The sequence below is a fragment of the Streptomyces sp. NRRL S-495 genome (genome assembly GCF_000966955.1).
GTDB classification, from domain to species: Bacteria; Actinomycetota; Actinomycetes; order Streptomycetales; family Streptomycetaceae; genus Kitasatospora; species Kitasatospora purpeofusca.
The window spans coordinates 1-20,908 of the sequence record NZ_JZWY01000450.1 but is presented as its reverse complement, the minus strand read 5'-3'; the positions used below and the strand labels follow the sequence as shown (position 1 = coordinate 20,908).

26 protein-coding genes and 1 pseudogene are annotated in these 20,908 nt (G+C 70.7%); 15 read left to right on the top strand and 12 right to left on the bottom strand.

Annotation, left to right across the window (positions count from 1 at the left end; genetic code table 11):
• Together VR45_RS23375 and VR45_RS23370 are read left to right on the top strand one after the other, a co-directional pair.
• Window positions 1-208: pseudogene (locus VR45_RS23375) on the top strand (hypothetical protein); the annotation flags it as partial.
• Window positions 205-615: a hypothetical protein gene (locus VR45_RS23370; RefSeq protein WP_045941780.1), complete on the top strand. Its 411-nt coding sequence runs from the start codon at window positions 205-207 to the stop codon at window positions 613-615. The pseudogene VR45_RS23375 and the gene VR45_RS23370, both read left to right, overlap by 4 nt.
• Here VR45_RS23370 and VR45_RS23365 read toward each other — a convergent pair.
• The 10 genes from VR45_RS23365 to VR45_RS23320 form a co-directional block, all read right to left on the bottom strand.
• Window positions 546-1,529: a sigma-70 family RNA polymerase sigma factor gene (locus VR45_RS23365; protein WP_045941779.1), complete on the bottom strand. Its 984-nt coding sequence runs from the start codon at window positions 1,527-1,529 to the stop codon at window positions 546-548. The two genes, VR45_RS23370 and VR45_RS23365, sit on opposite strands and share 70 nt — an antisense overlap.
• Window positions 1,523-1,966 (bottom strand): hypothetical protein, encoded by a 444-nt coding sequence (locus VR45_RS23360; protein WP_045941778.1) that lies wholly within the window; start codon window positions 1,964-1,966, stop codon window positions 1,523-1,525. The genes VR45_RS23365 and VR45_RS23360 overlap by 7 nt, the downstream gene beginning before the upstream one ends.
• Window positions 1,967-2,470: 504 nt before the next feature.
• On the bottom strand, window positions 2,471-3,235 hold the full coding sequence (locus tag VR45_RS23355) for a hypothetical protein (RefSeq protein WP_045941777.1): 765 nt from the start codon (window positions 3,233-3,235) through the stop codon (window positions 2,471-2,473).
• Between the two features lie 246 nt (window positions 3,236-3,481).
• Window positions 3,482-4,639 carry a hypothetical protein gene (locus VR45_RS23350; protein ID WP_052709309.1) on the bottom strand — a complete coding sequence of 386 codons (1,158 nt, stop codon included), beginning with the start codon at window positions 4,637-4,639 and terminating at the stop codon, window positions 3,482-3,484.
• Window positions 4,640-5,554: 915 nt separating this feature from the next.
• Complete coding sequence (locus tag VR45_RS23345) at window positions 5,555-5,968, bottom strand: hypothetical protein (protein ID WP_045941776.1); 414 nt, start codon at window positions 5,966-5,968, stop codon at window positions 5,555-5,557.
• A gap of 24 nt (window positions 5,969-5,992) precedes the next feature.
• Complete coding sequence (locus tag VR45_RS23340) at window positions 5,993-6,184, bottom strand: hypothetical protein (RefSeq protein ID WP_045941775.1); 192 nt, start codon at window positions 6,182-6,184, stop codon at window positions 5,993-5,995.
• Window positions 6,185-6,400: 216 nt separating this feature from the next.
• Window positions 6,401-6,604 carry a hypothetical protein gene (locus VR45_RS23335; RefSeq protein WP_045941774.1) on the bottom strand — a complete coding sequence of 68 codons (204 nt, stop codon included), beginning with the start codon at window positions 6,602-6,604 and terminating at the stop codon, window positions 6,401-6,403.
• A gap of 76 nt (window positions 6,605-6,680) precedes the next feature.
• Window positions 6,681-7,433 carry a hypothetical protein gene (locus tag VR45_RS23330; RefSeq protein WP_045941773.1) on the bottom strand — a complete coding sequence of 251 codons (753 nt, stop codon included), beginning with the start codon at window positions 7,431-7,433 and terminating at the stop codon, window positions 6,681-6,683.
• Between the two features lie 51 nt (window positions 7,434-7,484).
• Window positions 7,485-7,739 (bottom strand): hypothetical protein, encoded by a 255-nt coding sequence (locus VR45_RS23325; protein ID WP_045941772.1) that lies wholly within the window; start codon window positions 7,737-7,739, stop codon window positions 7,485-7,487.
• 56 nt (window positions 7,740-7,795) lie between these two features.
• Window positions 7,796-8,020 carry a hypothetical protein gene (locus VR45_RS23320; protein WP_159394322.1) on the bottom strand — a complete coding sequence of 75 codons (225 nt, stop codon included), beginning with the start codon at window positions 8,018-8,020 and terminating at the stop codon, window positions 7,796-7,798.
• A 284-nt stretch (window positions 8,021-8,304) separates the two neighbouring features.
• Between VR45_RS23320 and VR45_RS23315 the strand changes: the two genes are divergently transcribed.
• The 3 genes from VR45_RS23315 to VR45_RS23305 all read left to right on the top strand — a co-directional run bounded on the left by VR45_RS23315 (window position 8,305) and on the right by VR45_RS23305 (window position 10,160).
• Window positions 8,305-8,559 carry a helix-turn-helix domain-containing protein gene (locus tag VR45_RS23315; RefSeq protein ID WP_159394321.1) on the top strand — a complete coding sequence of 85 codons (255 nt, stop codon included), beginning with the start codon at window positions 8,305-8,307 and terminating at the stop codon, window positions 8,557-8,559.
• Window positions 8,560-8,667: 108 nt separating this feature from the next.
• Window positions 8,668-9,324, top strand: coding sequence for an HAD family hydrolase (locus tag VR45_RS23310; RefSeq protein WP_045941769.1), 657 nt, complete (start codon window positions 8,668-8,670; stop codon window positions 9,322-9,324).
• Window positions 9,321-10,160 (top strand): NAD(P)-dependent oxidoreductase, encoded by an 840-nt coding sequence (locus VR45_RS23305; protein WP_045941768.1) that lies wholly within the window; start codon window positions 9,321-9,323, stop codon window positions 10,158-10,160. Before VR45_RS23310 ends, VR45_RS23305 begins: the two co-directional genes overlap by 4 nt.
• Here the strand turns inward: VR45_RS23305 and VR45_RS23300 are convergent.
• Together VR45_RS23300 and VR45_RS23295 are read right to left on the bottom strand one after the other, a co-directional pair.
• The gene (locus tag VR45_RS23300) at window positions 10,157-10,759 is read right to left on the bottom strand and encodes a hypothetical protein (protein WP_045941767.1); all 603 of its coding nucleotides are present in this window, start codon (window positions 10,757-10,759) and stop codon (window positions 10,157-10,159) included. The genes VR45_RS23305 and VR45_RS23300 overlap by 4 nt on opposite strands.
• A complete protein-coding gene (locus VR45_RS23295; protein WP_045941766.1) occupies window positions 10,756-11,790 on the bottom strand; it encodes an AAA family ATPase in 1,035 nt (344 codons plus the stop codon). The genes VR45_RS23300 and VR45_RS23295 overlap by 4 nt, the downstream gene beginning before the upstream one ends.
• A 351-nt stretch (window positions 11,791-12,141) precedes the next feature.
• Between VR45_RS23295 and VR45_RS42580 the strand changes: the two genes are divergently transcribed.
• The 10 genes from VR45_RS42580 to VR45_RS23245 all read left to right on the top strand — a co-directional run bounded on the left by VR45_RS42580 (window position 12,142) and on the right by VR45_RS23245 (window position 20,796).
• On the top strand, window positions 12,142-13,560 hold the full coding sequence (locus VR45_RS42580) for a hypothetical protein (RefSeq protein ID WP_159394320.1): 1,419 nt from the start codon (window positions 12,142-12,144) through the stop codon (window positions 13,558-13,560).
• Window positions 13,561-13,857: 297 nt separating this feature from the next.
• Complete coding sequence (locus VR45_RS47145) at window positions 13,858-14,019, top strand: hypothetical protein (RefSeq protein WP_159394319.1); 162 nt, start codon at window positions 13,858-13,860, stop codon at window positions 14,017-14,019.
• A 5-nt stretch (window positions 14,020-14,024) separates the two neighbouring features.
• Window positions 14,025-16,082, top strand: a complete 2,058-nt coding sequence (locus VR45_RS23280; RefSeq protein WP_159394318.1) for an FtsK/SpoIIIE domain-containing protein — start codon at window positions 14,025-14,027, stop codon at window positions 16,080-16,082.
• Between the two features lie 148 nt (window positions 16,083-16,230).
• Window positions 16,231-16,422, top strand: coding sequence for a hypothetical protein (locus tag VR45_RS23275; protein WP_045941763.1), 192 nt, complete (start codon window positions 16,231-16,233; stop codon window positions 16,420-16,422).
• A 116-nt stretch (window positions 16,423-16,538) separates the two neighbouring features.
• Window positions 16,539-16,799 (top strand): hypothetical protein, encoded by a 261-nt coding sequence (locus VR45_RS23270; RefSeq protein WP_045941762.1) that lies wholly within the window; start codon window positions 16,539-16,541, stop codon window positions 16,797-16,799.
• A gap of 30 nt (window positions 16,800-16,829) precedes the next feature.
• Window positions 16,830-17,069, top strand: coding sequence for a hypothetical protein (locus VR45_RS23265; protein ID WP_045941761.1), 240 nt, complete (start codon window positions 16,830-16,832; stop codon window positions 17,067-17,069).
• A gap of 100 nt (window positions 17,070-17,169) precedes the next feature.
• Window positions 17,170-17,829 (top strand): hypothetical protein, encoded by a 660-nt coding sequence (locus tag VR45_RS23260; RefSeq protein WP_052709306.1) that lies wholly within the window; start codon window positions 17,170-17,172, stop codon window positions 17,827-17,829.
• A 172-nt stretch (window positions 17,830-18,001) separates the two neighbouring features.
• Window positions 18,002-18,547, top strand: a complete 546-nt coding sequence (locus VR45_RS23255; RefSeq protein WP_045941760.1) for a hypothetical protein — start codon at window positions 18,002-18,004, stop codon at window positions 18,545-18,547.
• Window positions 18,544-19,224 (top strand): hypothetical protein, encoded by a 681-nt coding sequence (locus VR45_RS23250; protein ID WP_045941759.1) that lies wholly within the window; start codon window positions 18,544-18,546, stop codon window positions 19,222-19,224. The genes VR45_RS23255 and VR45_RS23250 overlap by 4 nt, the downstream gene beginning before the upstream one ends.
• Before the next feature lie 3 nt (window positions 19,225-19,227).
• A complete protein-coding gene (locus VR45_RS23245) occupies window positions 19,228-20,796 on the top strand; it encodes a DNA cytosine methyltransferase (protein WP_045941758.1) in 1,569 nt (522 codons plus the stop codon).
• Window positions 20,797-20,908: the final 112 nt, after the last annotated feature.

The window sequence follows — 20,908 nt, the reverse complement described above, 5'->3', positions numbered from 1 at the left end:
CCTGTCGATGGTCAACCGCCAGTCCAAGGCCCACATCGAGACCAGGGCCGCACTCACCGACGAGGGCTACCACGTCATGGAGACCATGATCCCGTTCACTCAGGCCAGCCGCGGCTACGCCCACGCGGTCGGCAAACCCGTGCGCCTCGTCGACAACAGCCCCATGGACCTCCTGGCGGCCGAACTCCTGGAAGAGATGAGCAAGTGAGCACCGCGAAGAAGACCGGCACCGCCTCGGACAAGGCGGCGGCCCTGCGCTCCGGGCGCACCAACCGCTCCCGTACCCTCACCGGCGGACCCTCTGCCGCCGCGCCCCAGGGCAGTGCTCCCACGGGCACCGCCGCAACGGCCGAGACGGACCGGACCACCGCCGCGCCCGCGGCGCCCGGGCGCAGGGCGGACGGGGACGGGCGCCGCGGCCACTTCCGCAAGCTGAGCGTCGAGATGACACCGGAGGAGCACCGCGACCTCAAACAATGGTTGCTCAACGCGTTCGACTCCGACACCAAGGCCACCCCTGTCATCAAGGCCCTGCTCGCCGAGGCCTACCACGACACCGCCTTCACCGACCGGGTCCGCCGCCGCCTCCAGCGTGAAGCCGGCCTCCGGCCCTGACGCCGAACCAGGGAGGGCCCGGAGCGCTTCAGCGCTCCGGGCCCTCCCTGCTGTTCCGCACCTTCGAGCGTCCGGGGCGTCACCACCGGGGAGGCTGCCGGGACCCGGTCGGCCTTGCCCGGCCGATCGGGTATCAGCGCACGAGCCCCCATGATCCGCTCCCGTCGTTCGAGCAGCACCTTCCTCGCGTACCGCCGGTGCGAGCGCACGGTGGCCGGGTGCAGATCGAGCATCTTCCCGATCTGGGAGTCGGTCCAGCCGTCCGCAGTGAGGACCAGCACCTGCGCCTGCCGCTGCGGCAGGGACCTCAGGAGGTCCCGCGCGAAGTCCGCCGTCACGATCTCCTCCGGGCTCCGCTCGAAGCCGGAGGCGAGCGAACCGTCGAAGAAGGCCAGCAGGCTGTCGGACGACACCGAGAGCTCGCGCAACGACTTCCCCATCGCGCGGTACGCCTTGTTGACCGCCACCGTCCGCAGGTACCCGCCCGGCTCCTTCATCCTGCCGATGCGGGGCCAGTTGAGAACCGCCAGCTCCAGAGTGTCCTGGACGATGTCCTCCACGTCGACGCCGTCGTGCCAGCCCTGTTGCACCAGGACCGTCCGCACCAGGGCGATGAGCCGCCTGCGGTGCTCGGCGTGGAACTCGCCGAAGTCGGCGAGCGGCAGGTGCTCCGCCCTGTGGAACGGGACCCCGTCGACATCGCCGTAGGTCCTCTGCCGGGCCCGGTCGGTGCCCGCGGCCAGCGAGGTGGCGCTGTCGTCCTCGCCGGCCGCGTCGGCCAGGTGCTCCGCCTGGTCGAGGGCCTCGTACACCCGGGCGCGGACCTGCTCGGTGCGGTTGTGGTCCGAGCCGTACGGCCGGACGTCGACCGGGACGGTCAGGGTGTCCGGCCTGCGGGTCTCAGCGGTCACCATCGAGGTCCTCCCCGCCCCCGACCCCGGAGGGCGCGCCGGACGCGACGCCCGGACGGTCGGCCTCGGCGTCGCTCGGCGTCGCGCGGGCGGGGCACGGACGCGGACGCGGGCCGGGCCTGACGGGCCATCCGCGCGGCCCGCCGCTTGCGGAACCACCTGATCACGGCCAGGAGCGAGGTGGCGATGATCGAGACGATGGTGAGGACGGGCGCGAGGTCCTTCGCCAGTGCCGTCACGAGGGCCCACTGGGTCCACAGCAGGGCCCAGGCACCCGCGCCCAGCACGGCGAGCATGGTGACGACCACCCCGACGTGGTGGTCCTGGATCCACACGTCGACCGCCTCCACGGCGTGACGCAGGACGGTCCGGACGCGGTGCGTCCGGTGAACAAGGCGCCGACGCATCTCGCGGATGCGGGCGCGCGCAGAAGAACCCATGACGGTCTCCCTGTTCGGGGGCCATCCCGAACCCTCGGAAGGGTGCCGCGACCGCGCAGGCGGTCGCGGCACCCTTCCATTGGGCGACGGAAGCCCGCACCCCACTGCTCTCGCCAAAGATCTCGTGAAGTGACAGGCCCTGCTTGGCCCTTGTTGAGTTGTGCCAAACATTGAATCAGAGCGGATCTGACGGGCACTCACCCGAAGGCCCTCGCCAGATGTGACATGGATCACGGGTGCGGGAATCAGTTCGGGCTGCACGGTTTGTGCCTCAGGTGGTCTCTACTGGGTGATGGCGCCCCTGTATCCGGGGCCCCTGAATGTCACGTCCCGCTCAGTCGCGTGGACTGTGACCTCACCCGATGGGTGATGGAAGGTCTGGGAGCGACCTGCTCTCGCCAAAGATCTCGGGATCTCCCAGGCCCCTGCGATGAAGTACGACGAGCCCCGGCCGCTGTCTGCGGCCGGGGCTCGTTGCGTTCGGCGCCGTCGAGTCCTTGAGTCTTAGCTGGTGATCGCGTCCATGACGTTGTGCACGAGACGGTTCGCGTCCTGTTCCATGGCGAGCGCAGCGTTCACCACGTCGACAGTCTCCCGGACCCGCGGCAGGAGATTGCCGAAACCCCTCAGGCGGGTGATGACACTGGGACGCCTGGCGATGGCTCCGACCAGCGCGTCGGTAGCCTCCTCCACCGGTCCCTGACCGGTCACCCGCACGTTCTGGACCGCCTCCAGGATCGACCGCAGATGGGTCAGCAGCAGCCGCTTGATGTCGGAGTCGAGGCCCGGCGCAGCGAGCACGTCCTCCATCAGGCCGGTCACCGTCGCGGTGATGCGCTCCAACGCTTCCTCGTCCAGCTCGTGCTCGGCGACGTGGCGGTGCAGCGTCCTCGAACACGTCTGAAGGCTCTGGACGGCGGCGCTGTTGGGAACCTCCCCGGCAGGCGCGAACATCGACAGGACCCCGGTGAGTCCGTTGTGCCGGCCGGCGTGGACGAGTGCCAACTCCACCCTGTCCAGGTGCTCGAGGAGGTGTTCCTTGTCCTCCTCGTCGAAGTCCAGACTGGCCACCGCGTCACGGATCTCGCCGGGAAGCCGCAGGACGTCCGCGTAGCGGATCAGGGCCTGAGGGCTCGACGCTGGTTCCTGCAGCAGCTCGGCCATCGCCTCCCAGGCCACCATCTCACCCCTTGCCCGATACAGATCGTGCAGCGAGAGCAGCAGGGACCGCAGTCGTCCTGCGGGGTTATCGGTGTAGTCCACGGCCATAGCCGGACACCCTATAAGCGGACAACGACACCGGGCATGGTCGGCTCCGGCACCGCCTCCACTGAAAGGGCGCCGGCCCGCGCAGGCGGTCGCACCGCTCCGCCGCTGGACGCAGGACGAACCGCGGTCGCTGTCTGCGGCTGCGGCTGCGGCTCGCGCCTTCGGCGCCGGAACCGCTGCCCCGGCACGCCGGCACCGGCGACCCGGAGCTCGCGCCCGTCCGGCCCGTGCGCGGTGTCCGGCGGATCAGCGCACCGCGTACGCGCTCTCCGTGACCACGAGCGGGGCCCCGGCAGGCCCCTTGATGTACGGGCCGCGCCAGATGATCCGGTGCACTCCCTGGCTCGGGTACCACTGGCGGACCTTGTGCATCCGCACCGGGAAGCGGTGGTGGTACATCCGGTGCTCCTGCACCGCGCCCTCACCGCCCCCGGAGCCCCGGGCCGGCGCGCCCAGCTGCACCACCCGCACATCCGGCACGGCCGCGGGCCCGGCGGCCCGGCCCTGGCGCGGGACCACGCCGACGGCCGGCGGCCGCAGGACCGAGACCTCCATCGACTTCTGCGCGGCCAGCCGCCAGAACGCGAACATGTACCGGCGCACGAAGTCCTGCGTCGGATCCTCGACGACCTGACCGCCCGTCCACTCCCCGACCTCTTCCACCTGCCCGCGCACCGCGGTGGCGCTCTGCCGCAGCTGCAGGTGGACCTCCTGCACGTCCCGGGAGACCTCGTGGAGCTGGGCCGTGTCCAGGTGTGCGAGGTGGCCGTCGCCGGTCATGCCCGTCACCCCGTCGGGAACCAGGAGGGGCAGCGGCATCCCCGAGGCGCGGGCCAGGGCGAGGGTGGCCCTCCACTCGTCGGGCTGGATCGGCCCGTCCCGGTCCATGAACGAGGTCACCCGCAGCCCGGGTGTCCCGCCCTCCACCTCGGGCCAGGCGTTGAACAACTGGGCCGGTGCCCAGCCGAACGCGGCGGTGTCGGACAGCGCCCCGTTGCGGTTCGCGTGCACGATCGGCTCCGGCAGCATCAGCAGACCGGTCGGCGCCGGCAGGTCCACCTCCCGGTCCAGCGTCGCCGTGTCGGCGATCTCCAGCGTCGCGGCCGCCGCCATCACCGCGGCATGCGCCGCCGGCGAGATGACGAAGACCTCCGCGGCACGCAGCAGCGCCTGGTGGCGCCGGATCTCCCGCTCGATGTGCCCGTCCAGGTCCCGGCTCCACGGAGGCGCCTCGCCCATCGCACCCACGGTGATCGACAACGCGTACTGCCACGCCTGCTCGTCACCCAGCCCACCGGCCACCAGAGCCATCCGGTAGCTGTCACCGACCCCGTTGCTCGTGTTCTGGTGCATCATCGCCCGCACGAACGGGTGGTCGACCGTCTCCAGCGTCTGGCGGATCATCTCGTGGCCACGGCGGGCCGCACCCGCCGCCGACCACTCACCCACCCGGTCCCGCGTCCCGCGACCGCTCCCGCTTCCCCCGACTGGCCTTGCCCACCTGCGCTCCCTCCCCGGAGACATCAAAGATCCAGAGGATGCTGCCCATCCGCGGCTCCCACCACGCCAACCACGCACAGTGAGGCCGAGAACGGGCACCGGCCGACCCCTTCCCCGCGTCGAGTCGGTGCGCGAGACGCGACCTGACCTCGACCCTGCCGATTTTTCTCTCTCACGTACCTTCAAAAAGAAAGGGAACTACGGGAACTACGGGAACCGTGCAGGTCAGAGGCCTGAAAATCGCAGAGATCCCGAGACGGCCGAAAAGAACGGGAACCATGCAGGTCAGAGGCCCTTTGACCCCTCCCGAAGCGGGCAGGTGCCGAGAGCCCGCAACGCTCTGACCTGCACAGTTCCCGTAGTTCCCGTTCTCGGGAGCGAGAACGGGAACCGCATCGGGAACCGCGACCCTGTTTGACAGCCCGGATAGGATCGCCACCAGGCACGCAACGCGGCCGACCAGGCGAGCACCGGTTCCCGATCCGGTTCCCGATCCGGGGTCGCAGACGGACCGGGCGGACCCCGAGCACCCCGAACGGGACGAGAACCCTGCTGCGCCTTGGGGAGACCCCACGCCGGCGGCCTCGCAGGGCCCGAAGCGACGGACCCACCCCGTGAGCAGGTCGATTTGACACGCAGGATAGGATCGCCAAAGCTGACGCGCCGCGTCGCCCACTGCGATTCCCCGCCAGCGCAAGAACCTGGCACAACAAGAGGGCCCGCACCGTCGCAACGGTGCGGGCCCTCTTCACGTCCGAAGCCGGCACGGGCTGTCCTGCCTTCAGGTGACAGACAGTGAAATCCGCCGAGCCTCCCCCGTCACCCGCCGAGCGCGTCGAGGGACACGCCGGTCAACCAGACCAGGTACTCCTGGCGGAGGTAGGCGCGGCGGGCGTCGGGCCCGCCGCGCCACTCGACCGAGCCGGGCGGGTACGCCCCGGCCACCTCGTCGCCGTGCTCCAGATCGTGCGCCATCAGCCGGCGCGCGGACTCCCGTGCCGCCTCCAGGTCGCCGTCGTTGCGCGTCGTCCACCACCGCCGGTCGTGCACCGCGCCTAGGCGCAGCAGCACCTCCCGCTGCTCGGCCGCGGTGACGGGAGGGTAGAAGGCCGGCCGGTGCCCGGGCTCCAGCTCCCGGACCAGCTGCGCCACGGCCATGGCCTCCTGGCCGAACTCGGGCGCCTCGGCGTAGGCCTCGTCGGCGCTGGGGGCGTCGAACGCGATGTACGTCATCCTGGTCTCCTTGTCGTCCGCGGTTCAGGCGCGGCGCAGCTCGCGGCTGTGGCAGAGGGTCGGGCCGATGAGCAGCCCGATCCCGTTGACGGTCCATCGGCCCGCGGTCAGGGGGCCGGGCTCGACCTCGTCCACGATGTACCCGGTGCGGCCGACCGCTCTGGGGTCGTCCTCGCACGCCACGATGAGCACCTTCTCACCAGCATGGAACGTCATGACTCTTTCCTCCTCGTACGTCCCGGGGGCTCCCCAGGTGATGGATCTGCGGATCAGACAGGGCCAACCCGTCCAAAGCAGGACCAGCCGCCAGCCCGGTCCCGTGTCGTTATCCCGGGATCCCGCGATCCCGGGACTAGGTGTCGACAGCTCGCAGGCGGCCCGCACAGAGAAGGCCCTTCGCCGGACAGCTGCCCGAGGAAGGGCCCGGTTCGGCTACGCCCGCTCGATCTCTTCCGGGCCGAACCCGTACTTCGAGCCGGACGGCGTCGCGTCGCAGCCACTCAGGCCTTCCACGATCACCATCTCGCCGACGTAGCCGCTCACCTTCCCGACCTGGCCGACGAACGAGTGCGTACCCTCCTCCGGGTACGAGTCCCCGGAGATCCGAACCGACTCGCCCTTGCTGAACCCGAACATGGAGTCCTCCTTCAAGAGATTCCGCAGTCCCGCACTCCCGGGACCACGATGACACCCGGTCCTGACAGACCAGAACCTACGAGGCCACCGCCCGCTCGGACCGCTCGGCCTCCGCCCGCAGCCGCAGCTCCCGCAGCGTCAACGGGCGCACCACCTTGTTCCGCTGCTCCTTGAGGATCGCGTAGTCGCCGTGCCGGGCACGGAAGGATTCCTCGAACGCCTCGACCTCGGCGTAGCGCTCGGGGAAGACCTCCAGGGTGTGCAGCCACTGGCGCTTGCCGGCCCGCACGCACCGGCCCGCGCAGTTGTTGTGCTCGAACCCGAGTCCGTACAGCCGCGGCGGATCGACGCCGAGGTCGCGCGCCTCCTGGAGCAGCTCGTCCTTCGTGCGGGCCGCCTCCCACCGGGAGCACAACGGGTACGAGGTGCGCCACGGCCGCCAGCCACGGGCGATCGCCCGGATACGGCGCCGGTCCCGGGCGCTGGAGTCGATCCCGATGTAGAGCACCGTGTCGGCCGGATTGGCGTTGGCCTCCAGCCACCGTCGGCACGGCTTGATCTTCAGCTCCAGGCTGCACGGCGCCAGCCGGTTGTTGCCCAGGAACCGCTTGTCGGCGAACACCTCCAGCGGGTTGCGCCCGTCGGCCACCCTGGTGAGCGGCACACCCAGCAGCCGACCGGTGTCCTCGGCGAACCGCCACAGGTCTTCGTCCTCGAACCCGGCGTCGGCGATCAGCAGCACCAGGTCGTCGGTGCCGTACCGCTCGGCGACACGCACCGCGGCGGCGAACGAGCCGATCCCGCCGCTGAACTGCACCACGTGCTTCATCTGCTTTCCTCTCGGTTGATCGAGGAATCCCGAGATCCCGGGACTATGGGTCTAGAAGAAGGCGAGGAGGAGCGAGCCGATGGCCCGCAGCACGGCCCCGGCGACCAGGAACGGCGAGCAGACCAGAACCATGAGGGCCGAGCAGCCGGTCGCCTTCGCCAGCAGCGTGGCGAGCACCGCGTAGGCGACGCCGGCCGCGTTGGCCGGGGAGACCGTCCCGGAACTCGTCGCCCACAGCGCCGCCAGGGCGGCGCCCAGGACGGACAGCACGGTGATCATGTTCAGGGTCTGCCGGTCGATGTTCACTGCCCCTCCTCAGGGTCGAGCCTCAATCCCGCGATCCCGGGACTCCGCAGTCGCGATCAGTACTCGGTCACCAGGTCGCCGTTGCCCTCGCACCAACGGCACGGGACGCCGGCCTCGTCCAGCTCGTCGTGCAGCCGGTTGCCGACCCACCCGGCCGCGAACAGCACGGCCGTCAGCGGGAGTACCGACACCCCCAGCCAGTCCGGCACCAGCCGACCGGTCGTCGCGATCACGCCCGCCGCGAGCAGCGGGAGCAGGCGCGCGTCCGGGTGGTGCGCCAACCACATGAGTGCGGCACGAGTCCGCCATGATCCGATAACGAGTACGAAGTTCATGGTCTTCATCCCTTGTCGCAGAGGTCTCTCAGTGCGGCGCAGATGTAGTTGGACGATGTTGTCCGGGCGTGTTGTGGACGAAAGTTGCCTGGTGGGACCCTAGTCAGGCGGCCCACAACCTACGTGAAGCCACCATGTAAGTTCAAATGTAGCGTGCAATGTTGTGTCTGTGAAGGGTCGGGTGTAATCTCATGGCAAGACGACGCGAGGAGGACAAGGTGGCAACGGGCATGGACATCCTGCGGGCCGAGCGAAAGGCCGCCACAGAGGCGCTCCCCCCGCCGGCCGAGCGGGCGCGTATCCGCAAGGCTTACGGGGTCTCCCAGGATGCGATGGGCAAGGCCGCTGGCGTGCACAGGGTGACTATCAGCAGCTGGGAGCGTGGAGAGGCAGAGCCCGAGGGGGACAACCGTGCCATCTACGTCGGCCTTCTGCGTGAGATGGCCGCAGAGCTGGGTACCGAGATCAACATGGAAGCCGAGTAGACCGCAGAGATCAGCGCAGTGGCGGCCCCTGACCGGGCCGCCACTGCGCATTTGATCAGACAGTGGGATGGTCGGCCATGTGCTGAGGAACGGTGGGAAGGTCTACACATGACTGCCCTGGCAATCTTCGACTTGGACAACACGCTCATCGACCGTGGCGAGGCGTTGACTAGTTGGTCGGCAGAGTTCTGCGTAAGTCGAGGTCTCGGCGTTGAGGTGGAGGAGTCGATCGTCAAGGCGCTGAGCGACAGGGCTTACCCGATCGACCTCGCGAGGCTCAGGGACGGGCTTCGACTGCCTGACACCCCGCAGAGCCTCTGGCGTGAGTTCGTCGAAGGCATGGCGGCAAGGGTCAGGCCCCGTCCCGGAGTCCTCGCCGGCCTCGCATCACTTCGCTCCGCAGGTTGGAAGTTGGCGGTTGTGACTAATGGAGCCCGTGAAATCCAGAGCGAGAAGCTACGCCATACCGGGATCGCGGGACTCCTTGATGCCGTGGTCGTCTCGGCGAACGGCCCGCGAAAACCCGACCCCAGCCTCTTCCACACGGCTGCCAAGGAATGCGGCACCTCGATCGACCCCGAGCACTGGGTGATCGGTGACAACCCAGTCACCGACATCGGTGGAGGCCGCGGTGTCGGCGTCCGCACGATCTGGATCACCAATGGCCACGATTGGCCGGAAGGTCTTTCCGCGCCGGACCACGCGGTCCACGACCCGGCGGGCGCGATCAGCTTTCTACTCGATCTGCAAAAGGAGCGCTCTTGACCACGGTTGGACTTCTGCACCCGGGGAGCATGGGTGCGGCCATCGGCGCTCAGCTCGTTCGGGCCGGTGCCCGGGTTCTGTGGGTGGGGGAAGGTCGCAGCCGGGCATCCCGTCAGCGGGCGGACGACGCTGGCCTGGAGGACTCTGGATCTCTTCCAGCGCTCGTTCGTGAGGCTGAGGTGATTGTGTCGCTGTGCCCGCCGGCTGCTGCCGAGGACCTTGCCCACCAAGTCGCGGGCCACCGCTACGCCGGCATCTACCTCGACGCCAACGCGATCACCCCGGAGCGCATGCTCAGGATCGGCTCGGCCTTGCCGCAGGCAAAGGCCGTTGTCGACGGAGCCGTCGTCGGTTCGCCGCCCAGAGCCGGTAAGACGCCACGCCTCTATCTCGCTGGCCAGGCCGAAGCCGTTGGTGTCCTGGGAGGGCTCTTCGCAGACACCTTCGTCGACGTCCGGAGCGCCGGCAGCGAACTGGGCCAGGCCTCAGCCCTCAAGCTGACCTATAGCACCTTCCAGAAGACGTCCCGTGTACTGGTAGCAGTCACCTATGCCCTCGCCGAAGCGCACGGTGTCCGGGCCGAGCTGGAGGACATCGCGGACCTGCGCCCCGGGTCCTACCTCGCCGAACCCGACTACATCCCGAAGACTGCGGCCAGGGCTTGGCGCTGGGGGCCTGAACTGGAAGAAGCGGCCGATTTCCTGCGCGGGGCAGACCTGCCTGATGGCCTGCCCCGCGAGGCGGCCCGGCTGCTGGAGCGCTGGGCGGCACAGAAGGATGTGACGCTCGACATCAACCAGGCGCTCCGTCGACTCCACGACGGAGCCGACGACTAGGCCTCCTGCATCCAGTACGACAGAGGCATCGCTGGGGGTGCCCCTTGGGAGGCGGCCGCGATACGTTCTGCTGCCGCGTCGGCGGAGCAGCGGTCAGTGTCGATCACCACGTGCCAGCAGAAGTCAGGGCTGGTAGACAGGTCCGCCAGGGTCGCGTCCCATGCTTCCAGCCGTGCGGCGGTGTCCGCGTCGCCGCGCCCGGCCGACCTGCGGGCGGTCGTCTCCTTCGAGCACCAGAGCAGAACGGTCAACCAACGCGCCGAAAATCTGGCTTGTACCGCCTCGACGCCGGCAACCTGGCCGAGGTGGAGAACCGGCACTGCTCCGCTGGCGAACGTCTGAGCCAGCCCAGGGCGGTCGACGACGTATACGTTCCCGTACCGCTCGTTGCTGTAGACCACGCCGTCGTCCTTCTCCAGCACGGCGAGGTGCTCGGCGGTCCCCATGCGGTAGCCCGCGCTCTTACCCGAGCCGACTTTCAGCCGCTGGAACTGGCAGAAGGCCCCGAGGGCGGTCAGGGCCGCCGTCACTGTGTCCTTGCCGGCGGCTGGCGGGCCGTAGAGCAGGATGCCGGTCGAGGTGGTGTCGGTGCTGCTCATACGTACAGGCTCCCAAGGGCGAGGCGGGCACGGTCGGCGAGGCTGATGGCGGTGCCCCACCGGTTGTCGACCGTCAGGTGCGGTACGGCCGGCCGCAGGTCCGCGTCGATCCCCTTGATGTATTCGTCCCAGGTCGACAGCTTCCAGCTGTCCCGGGCCGCGCTGCGGTGTGAGATGTACTCGTACATCGATTCGGGGTCGCACATCACCCAGATCGGAGCGACCGTCACGCCGAGGGCGCGGCACCGGTTGCTGAGCCGGCTCATCCACCCCACATTGGTCATCTCGCGGATGAACGGCGCGGTGAGCACGGTTGAGATACCGCACTCCACGTTCATCATTGCGGCCTTCATCAGGCAGTCGTACTCCAGCGGGCGCACCTTCTCCAGGTACGTCTCGCTGTGCCGGTCGTTGGGGTCGAGGCCCAAGGCGGTGAGCATTCCCTCCACCAGGGCGCGGCTCATCGGGTCCTTGTCCAGGACAGGCCACCCGGTGAGCTGGGAGACGAACTTGGCGAACTCGGACTTGCCGCTTCCGGCGTACCCGCCTACCAGGATGAGCGTCGGGCGATGGGGGTCGCCGCCGGTGTGGCGTCGTCGCCAGGCATCCATGATGCGCAGCTGCACGCCGTGGCTGTCCGCGCCGCCGTTCCCGGAGATCTGAAGCAGCGCTTCCTCGACGGCCAGTGTGTGACCGTCGTTCACTCTGCTCCGGTGAGGCGTCAGCGGCAGCTCGCTCTTCTCGTGCGGGAGCGGGGCCCGGAACCCCAGCTCCCAGTCGCTGGCCCCGTACAGCAGGCGGTAGACCCGCCGATACAGCACGCTCGGGTAGCCCTCGCCCGTCTCATGCTGGGACAACGTCTGGAAGTTGGCCGCAGGGACCTGGATGCTTGCCTGCTGGGCGATCTCCCGCAGCCGTTCCCCCGCGTCCTCCAGCGTCAGGCCGTGCCGCACGCGATAGTCCCGCAGCACGTCGGGCCTCCAGCCCGGATGATCCTGCTTTACCCCCACGTCGAACTCCGTTCCAGTCATGGTCTGAGCCTAAGTTTGCCCCGCCTGGATGCCCGTTGAAGGGGACGTTGAAAGAGCCTTGAAGATCTCCTTGAGCATCTTCATGAGCCCATCGTGATACAGCTTCCGACGCTAAACCGGTGTGATGGTCCCTGTGAGCAAGCGCACTTCGAGGGGACATCGTGATCAAGGCCGAGAGACCTAGTAAGCCGCACCCACCGATGAAGTGTCGAGTGCAAGGTTAAGTGAAGCTCGAATGAAGCTTCATGTGCTTCTACATGCAGCCAGTCTTGTTGCCTCATTTGCAGTGTCTGCTGTAGTCTCATCGTGGGCAGCTTGCAGTGCAGCATCCGCAGCTGGTCACATGCAGCCATGCAGCCGCGCGAAGGGATGACGATCGTGACCGTGATCACCGAATGGACCAGGGAGAATCCCTGGCCGACCGCCGTCGTGGCGGTGGTGCTGGGCCTGGTGGTCCTCGCCACTGCGGCGCGGTTGGGCACACGGGCCGTGGTGTTCCTGAACAAGCGCCGCAGGGACGGCCGGCTGACACCGGCGCAGATGGTGACGACGCTGGGCGCCCTGGTGTCCACCGCGGTCGGGGCGAACACCGCCTGGCGATTCGCCGGGAGCCACCTGCACATCGAGGACAGGCTGGAGCGGGGCGCCCTCTTCATGGCGGGCGAGATCATCCTGTTCGGTCTCGCGCTGGCGGCTCGCCAGAACCTGACGGGCGAGATGAAGCGGACCGGGGCGCCGGGGGTGCTGGTCTGGGTGATCAGCGCGTTCCTGGCGGTGCCGGCCTGGACGGAGGCGCAGGACGCGGCCGGGAACGTGAGCGTCGCCGGAGCGGCGTGGCGGATCGTGCTCGGCCCGCTCGGTGCCGCGCTGATGTGGCACCTCGCGATGAACATCGAGCTGCGCCACGCCGAGCCCAGCGCGGAGAACAACGGCTTCGCCGCCCAGGTGACCCGCCGTCTCCAGCACAAGGTGATGGCCGCGATGGGTATCCGGCTCGGTCAGGACGCCGAGGAGGCGCTGCGGGAGCGGGCCCGGACGAAGGCGGCCGATCTGATCGACCGGTACAACGCGCTGGCCAGCGACGAGGAGCGGAAGGGGCGTAGGGGCCGGCGCCTGATGAAGCGGCTGCGCGAGCAGCTGCGGGTGGCCGAGGTGTCGCGCAGCGAGGCGATGAAGGCGGCGCTGATGGCGGACCTGGCGGTCTCTTCCCACGCCACGTCGCTGGCCAGGCTCCAGCACGTCTCGCCGTGGCCGGACGCCACGGTGCTGCTGCCCTCCGCCGAGCGGGCCGCCCTGCCGGGCACGGACCCCCTTCCCGCGTCGACCGGGGCCCTGTCCCTTGATCCCGCAGTCCCGGGACTGACGGAGTCCGGGGTCGCTGACTCCCGGGACACCGTGACGGAGGAGTCCGGGGACGGTCCGGACGACGACGGCCCGCAGGGTCCGGGCGGTGGCAGCCCCGCGCCGGCCGATGCCGGGGTGGCGGAGCTGCTGCGGAAGCTGGAGGCCGACCTCGCTGCCGAGCAGCAGCCGGAGCTGGACCCGCAGCACGTGACAGCGCTGGCCGAGCGGAAGACCGGAGCTGACAAGGTGCGCTACGCGATCACGGTGCTGCACACGCACCAGAGCCCGGAGCTGTCGCGCTGGTTGCGGCAGTACGGCTACGAGGTCAACCGGGGAACGGTGCACAGCGTCGCGAAGGCAGCGCTGGAGGCGTCGATGCGCAGCAACGTGGTGGAGCTTCGCAGCGGCACCGGCACGGCGGATTGAAGGCCTGTCGATGAGTCGACGCTGGGCGGACGACAAGTCGACACCGACGGTAGGCGCTGCGGGGTGCTGGGCGAGCGGGAGGGCGCAGCACCCCGTAGCCCCCGGGGCCCGCCGGGGGAGCAGCAGGACAGCAGAACGCGAGGTCAGACCCCGGTGGCCCCCGGTTGCCGGGCAGGGAGAACAGCGCAGAGAAGACATGGATCAGGGGAGAGGACAGCACCATCCGGCGGGCTCACAGCCTGGCAGCGTCGCGCCCGCCGGACGGCAGCGGTCTCTCCGAAGGGAGAGGGGACCGCGATGGACATCATCGCAGCACCGCAGCCCCGGGGCAGCAGCACCCGGGACGGAGAGCAGCGCAGCAGGCAGCACCAGCAGCACCGCAAGCAGCACGACGCGCAGCGCAGCGCGCAGCACGGCAGCACGAACGGCAGCGGCAGCAGCGACCGGACGGGGGTGTGAGCAGCATGGCGGCTTGGGAGATCATCGCGGTGGCGCTGCTCGTCGCAGCGTGCGTGCCCCGCCGCAGCGGCGCCGGGTCGGTGAAGCGGCTGGTGCGGTTGATGGCGCGCCAGCAGCGGCAGCTGGCCCCGGCCGAGGCGCCGGAGTGGATGCCGGGCGGCTGGACCACCGCGAAGAAGGCCCACTGGCTCACCCTGGTGCCGCGCCCGGTCAAGGTCCTGGCGCTGCTCCTGCTCGCGGCCTCGGCCGGCGGCGGGACCTGGGCCTGGTACCACTACCAGGCGCAGCTGCTGACGGGCCTGACCCTGGCCCTGGCGCTGGGGATCACGGTCTGGCGCCGCGGCCGGGTGCGCCGGATGCACCGCCGGCTGGTCGTGAACCCGTTCTTCGCTGCCTACAAGAAGATCTTCCGCGAGGACCTTCCGGCGGACGCCGAGGCCCGGCGGTGGATCGACATCCCGGTCCACGTGATGGGCCAGGGCGATGCCCGCCGGACCCTGGGCGAGCGCCTGCCGAAGAAGGTCGCGGCGCGTCTGGACAGCGCCCGGTGGACGGAGTGGCTGCGCCGCACGAAGGAGCGGCTGCTGGCGAGGCCGATGGCCTGGTACGACGCGGTACGGGCGTGGAAGCCGGTGGCGTGGTGGCTGGAGCGCCGGGCCGCGGCCGTCGAGGACGCGAAGGTCGTGCTCAGCTTCCCGCCGGAGGCGGAGCTGTCCGACGGTGAGCAGCTGCGGGTGCTGAACCTGGTCAACCGTCGCATCCCCGGTGCGTGGGAGGCGTCCTGGGACCACCAGGGCTTCAAGGTGACGTTCAAGCACCCGCCGCGCCCGCCGCAGAAGGTCCTGTTCTCCGAGGTGCGGGAGATCATCGAGGCCCTGCCGGCCTCCCAGGTCCTGATCGGCCTGGGCACCCGCAACGAGAAGATCGTCATCGACTTCGACGACGAGACCCCGCACGTGGGTCTGTCGATCGGGACCGGCGGCGGCAAGTCCGCGACGTTGCGCAACATCATCGTCCAGCAGATCCGCAAGGGCGCCGAGAAGGTCGTCATCATCGACCCGAAGCTGATTTCCCAGGACTGCCTCGACGGGATTCCCGAGGTCGAGATCTACACCGAGATCGGCGAGCAGTGGGAGGCCATTGCGAAATTCGCTGCGGAAATGGAGCGGCGTTACCAGATCAAGAAGGCGGACAAGTCGGCGACGTTCCCGCGCTGGTTCCTCATCATGGAGGAGCAGAACGACTTCGCGGAGGAGTCCTACCAGACCTGGATGGACGTGAAGGAAAAGGGTGACCCGGCCCGTCCGCCGGTTTTCGGGCAGGTCGCGAAGACCCTTTTCAAGGGCCGCCAGGCGAACATGAACGTGATTTCGGTCTACCAGCGGCTGACCGCGCGTGCGGCGGGCGGGACGGAATTGCGCGACCAGTACGGTGCGAAGATCCTGGCGCGTTTCTCGCCGCAGGCCTGGAATTCGCTGGTGGCGACGACGCCGCGCCCGAAGTCGAGCCGTCACAACGGGCGGGCGATCGTGGTGATCGGCGGCTCCGAGCGCACCTGCCAGATGGTGTTCGTGGGCGAGGACGAGGCCCGCGAGTACGCGCTGAACGGCCGCGAGCCGCTGAGGCCGGCCGCCTATGTGCCGATCGCGGAGCGTGAGGCCGAGGCCATGTCCTCTCCGGGGGACGTGGAGGACATCCCCGGGATCTACCTGGGGAGTGTCCCGGGACAGTCCATGGACGAAACGGGACGTAACGGTGCAGACCAGACTGTCACTGAGGGTGATGTCCACCTGGCGCCGGTGGTCCCGCTGACCAAGCCGGTGTCCGCGCAGGCGGCGCAGACGGTCGAGCCGATCGTCGGCCTGGAGGCCGCCGCCGCGTTCCTCGGCTACGAGGGGGCGGCCGGCAAGGCGGCCTTCGTGAAGGCCCGCCAGCGCCACCAGAAGCAGCACGGCCCGATTCCCGGGGAGTTCCAGGTCGGGGCTTTCCCGGCCTGGTGGCCGAAGGACCTCGCCCGCTGGGGCGCGCGGCGCCCGAGGGCCGGGGTGAAGGAAACCGGCTGACCTCGGCCGGAAATACCGGACGGCGGCCCGGGCCGGAAACATATTCCGGGCCGCCGACCCGGCGAGGGAAATAAGAAAGAACCGAGATCCGGAATACAGCCGACGGGACACCCCTGTCCCGAAAACCGCCCGAATTCAGGGAGAAGAAATGGCAACCGTCTCGATCGTCGTGCTGATGGCCGCACTTTCGGTCCTGCTCCTGCGGCTGGGCGCCATCAAGGTCTGGCAGCTCCTGGTCGGTGTGGTCCTCGGATTCGTCCTCGCCTCCACCGGCGCCGGGCCGTGGATCCAGGACCTCATCGACAACTTCTTCGCCTGGGTCGGCCACTTCAAGTTCTGACCGGCCGCCCCCGCCGGTGACCGGAGCGCCCACCGCGCACCGGGCTCCGGCGAGGACGGCCGGCCACCCGGCCCGCCGCCCGACCCGACAACCCACCACCGAAAGGAACCCCGGCCATGGCGCACAACCACGAGCCCGAGTACTACACCGCCGGCGAGAAGGCCCGCGCGGCCGGCCTGATCGGCCTGGGCGCCCTGACGTCCGCGCTGGGCCTGGGCACCGGCATCGCCGACCGGCGCATCGCCCGCCTCCAGGCCACCGCGGTGGCCCGGGAGGACCAGGAGGCCGAGGACCGCGCCTGGGCCGAGAAGCAGGAGCGCGGGCGCAAGGACGCCGCGCGCCGCGCCGCCCGCTACCCCGACGCCACGAAGAGCTGACCGTCCCGAGCACGAGGAAGGAGGACGGCCATGGACTGGACGAGCGTGTGGTGGACCGTCGCCGTCCCGCACCGCCGGCAGGAGCCGGCCGCCGACGGCGAGCACGAGGTCCCCGGCGTCCAGTGGTTCGAGATCAGGGCGCTGAACGCCCAGGACGCGATCGACGAGGCGCGGGCGGAACTGCTCTCCCCGGCGTCGGTGCGTCACCGGCGCGGCGCCCGCGCCGACATCGCGGCGGCCACCGCCCAGGTCAGCGACCGCCAGACGTAGATGCGCCCCGGGGCGGCCGTCACAGGCCGCAAAACCAGCCGGCCGCCCCGGGCCCAACTCCCCGAGACCAGCAGGGCCGATCCGAAGAGAGGCACCCATCATGTCGTACGACCCGTTCGAGCAGAACACCCGGGACTGGCGCTGGCACACCGCCCGCCTCGCGCCGGGCCTGAGCAGCACCACCATCCTCATCGCCGCCCGCGTCTGGTCCGAGCAGGGCGCCCGCCACAGCGTCGGCGACGCCGTGCTGATGGGTGCTCTCACCCTCGGCGCCGCCGCGGCCGGCACCGTCTCCGCCAAGCACGCCAACGGCCACGCGCTGCTGACCACCACCTGCTACGCGGCGGCCGGCACCACCGCGGTGTGCGGCGTCGCCGCCTACTCCGACGGCCTGGCCCTGCCGATCCTGCTGTGGCTGCTGGCCACCGTCGCCGTCTACGCCCTGGCCGCCCGCTACTGGCGCGAGGACCGGCGCACCGCCACCGCCCACGCCAACACCTACGAGCTGCGCTCCATGGAACGCGGCACCGACCTCCGGATCGCACGCACCACCGCGAAGGCGAAGGTCGAGGCCGCCCACGAGGCGAGCGCCTACATGGCCGCCCTGGCGGACGCGGTGCGCGAGCGCCGCCGCCTCGCCGACACCGGCGGCGTCCCCGCCCTCGACGTCGACGTCCTGCTCGCCGCGGGCCTGCCCGGCGGCCTGCCCGAGGTGCCCGACACCCCCGCCGCCCTCCTCCAGGGCCCCACCCAGCGCTGAAAGGGCTCCCCGATGAACCCGACCACCCCGCCGCGGCTCCCCACCGGCACCGCCGACGCCGCCCGCGGCGGCGCGGACAGCCCCGTCCACACCCGCTGAACGACGCGGGGCGCGCCCCAGGCCTGGACAGCACGGGCGCGCCCTACAACCCCCAGATGGGAGCACAGCCGAGATGACCACACTCTTCGAGCCCCCCGCAACCTCCACCGACCCGTCCGAGGACCTGCGGGAGGCGGTGAGCGGCCTGGTCGGTGCCTACACCGGCGCCCTCGCCGACATCGCCGACCTGATCCGCAGCCGGAGCCGGCTGTCGGAGGACCTGGACACCGCCCGCCTGCGCCTGGACGCCGCCGCCCGCCGCGAGACCGAGCTGGCGGCCGAGTACGGTGCCGCCGTGCTGGAGCGGGACGCCGCCCGCACCGAGGCGCAGCGCACGCGCGGGCAGCTCGCCGACCTCCTCCCCGTGTCGCTGGCCGGCGTCGACCTGGGCGAGATCCGCACGGTCCTCGCCCGCGCCCACCGGCCGCGCCAGGACGAGGAGCAGGAGCAGAGCGACCGCGCCGACCTGGCCTGGGCGGTGACGGTGCTGCTGCCGCTCGCCGAGGCCGCGATGGAACCGCGCCCCGGTACCGCGGCCGCCGACCGCGCCGCGTCCGCCCGGCAGCGGGAGTGCCTGACCGCCACCGAGGACACCGCCGCTCAGGAGGTGGCCCGGTGACCACGACCATCGAGCCCTGGGACCGGGCGCGCACCGCCGCCGACCTCGGCGAGCTCACCGCGCAGTGGTTGACGGGCGCCATCGCCTCCCGGCCCGGCTACCAGCTCGACCGGGGACCGGACGAGGAGACCACCACCTGCCCGCAGCTGATGGACGCCCTGCTGCTGTGCAACCGGTCCGGGTTCGTCACCAGCTGCTCGCAGCCCGGCTGCGCGGGCCTGGAGGCGCCGGCGCCGACGGGCGGCATCTGGAGCCAGCGCGCGGCCGTGACCGGCTACGTCACCGACGAGGAGGTGCTGGCACGGCTGTGCGAGGTGGCCGATGACCATGCCTTCCTGCTCGCCCTCCACCACCCCGCCGGCCCCGGCCCGGTGCGCGACGGCATCGCGGTCACCACCCGCAACGGCCGCCCGGTCACGTGGTTCGGCCGTCCCCGCAACGCGCAGGGCGTCGACCACGAATGGCACGGGGCCGACGTGCGGGCCGTGCGCCGGATGCGGGGAGCCTGGCAGGTCACCCTCGTCGACCCCTGCTTCGAGGACCGCACCCTGCTGTGGGACGCCCTGGCCGAGGCCCTGTTCGCGCCCGCCCCGCCGTGCCGCGGCCACCTGGCGGCCACCGCCGCGCAGGACACCGACCTGGTGCTCGACATCGGCCCGGCCGACTGGGGGGTGTGAAAGATGTTCACCTACATCGACTTCTTCTGCGGCGCCGGCGGCTCCTCGGCCGGGGCCGAGCGGGTTCCGGGCGTGCGCCCGGTCCTGGCCGCGAACCACTGGGACAAGGCCATCGCCTCCCACGCCGCGAACTTTCCGGACGCCGACCACTTCCTCGGCGACCTCCACGACGCCGACGTCGCCAGGTTCCCCGCCGCCGACCTGTTCTGGGCCAGTCCCGAGTGCCCGAAGTGGTCCAACGCCCGGGGCAAGCGCCGGGACTTCGACAAGCAGCCCGACCTGTTCGGCGAGACCCTGCCCGACGCCGCCACCGACCGCTCCCGCGCCCTCATGTGGGACGTCCCCCGCTACCTGGAGGCGATGGCCGCGCGCGGGCGGCCCGTGCTCGCCGGTGTCGTCGAGAACGTCATCGACGTCCGCGCCTGGGACCTGTGGACGGCCTTCGTCCAAGAAGTCCGCCAGGTCGGCCCCGGCTACCGCACCCGCCTCATCGCCCTGAACTCCATGCACGCCCGCCCGGCGGTCATCCCCGTCGCCCCGCAGTCCCGCGACCGTCTCTACCTCGCCTACTGGCGCGCCGACCTCGGCCGGGACCCGGACTGGGACAAGTGGCTGCGCCCGACGGCGTGGTGCGGGGGCTGCGACCGGGCGGTGCGCGCGGTGCAGGTGTTCAAGCGGCCGGGCGCGGACATGGGCCGCTACCGCCAGCAGTACGTCTACCGCTGCCCGAACGTGGCGTGCCGCAACGCCGTCGTCGAGCCGCCCGTCGTCCCGGCCGCCAGCATCATCGACTGGTCGCTGACCGGCCGCCGGATCGGCGACGGCAAGCCCACCAAGACCTTCACCCCGTACGCGGCGGCGACCCGGGAGCGGATCCGCGCCGGGATCCGCAAGTACGGGGCGCCGCTGCTGGCCCCGGCCGGCGGCACCTGGCGCACCGAGGCGACCCCGGTCACCGTCCCGGCGCCGACGCGTACGACCCGGGAGAACGACGGCCTGGCGGTGCCCCCGCTGCTGGTGCCCACCGAGGGCCGCGACGGCAAGGCGGCCGGGCAGGTCGGGGAGCCGATGCGCACCCAGACCGCCCGCAACGAGACCGGGCTCGCCTGGCTGCCGTTCATCGCCGAACTGCGCGGCGGGAGTTCGGACGCGCGGCCGGTGCTGGACGCGCTGGCCACCGTCACCGCCTCCGGCAACCACCACGGCCTGACCGTGCCGCCCGCGGCGGGCGCGGTCGACTGGCGGGCGCTGCTGACGCCGTACTACGGCAACGGCGTCGCCCGCCCCGTCGGCGAGCCGGTCGGCACCCTGACCACCCGCGACCGCTACGGCCTCGCCTCCGGCGGCGAGGTGGTCGGGACGGATGTGGACGAGGTGCTGTTCCGGATGCTGGAGCCGCACGAGATCGGCGCCGCGATGACCTTCGCCCGCGACTACGTCGTGATCGGCAACAAGCGCGAGAAGGTCCGCCAGTTCGGCAACGCGGTGACCTCCAACGTCGCCGAACTCCTCGTCTCCGCCCTCGTCGAGGCCATCACCGGCCAGAACCTGGCCACCGGGTGGGCGGCATGAGCGCCCCGCCGCGCCGCGCGCCGCTCGCCGACACCGGCCTGTGGCAGGCCGTCATCGCGGCCGCCGCCGGACGCTGCCAGTGCCGCGGCACCTGCGGCAAGACCCACAAGGC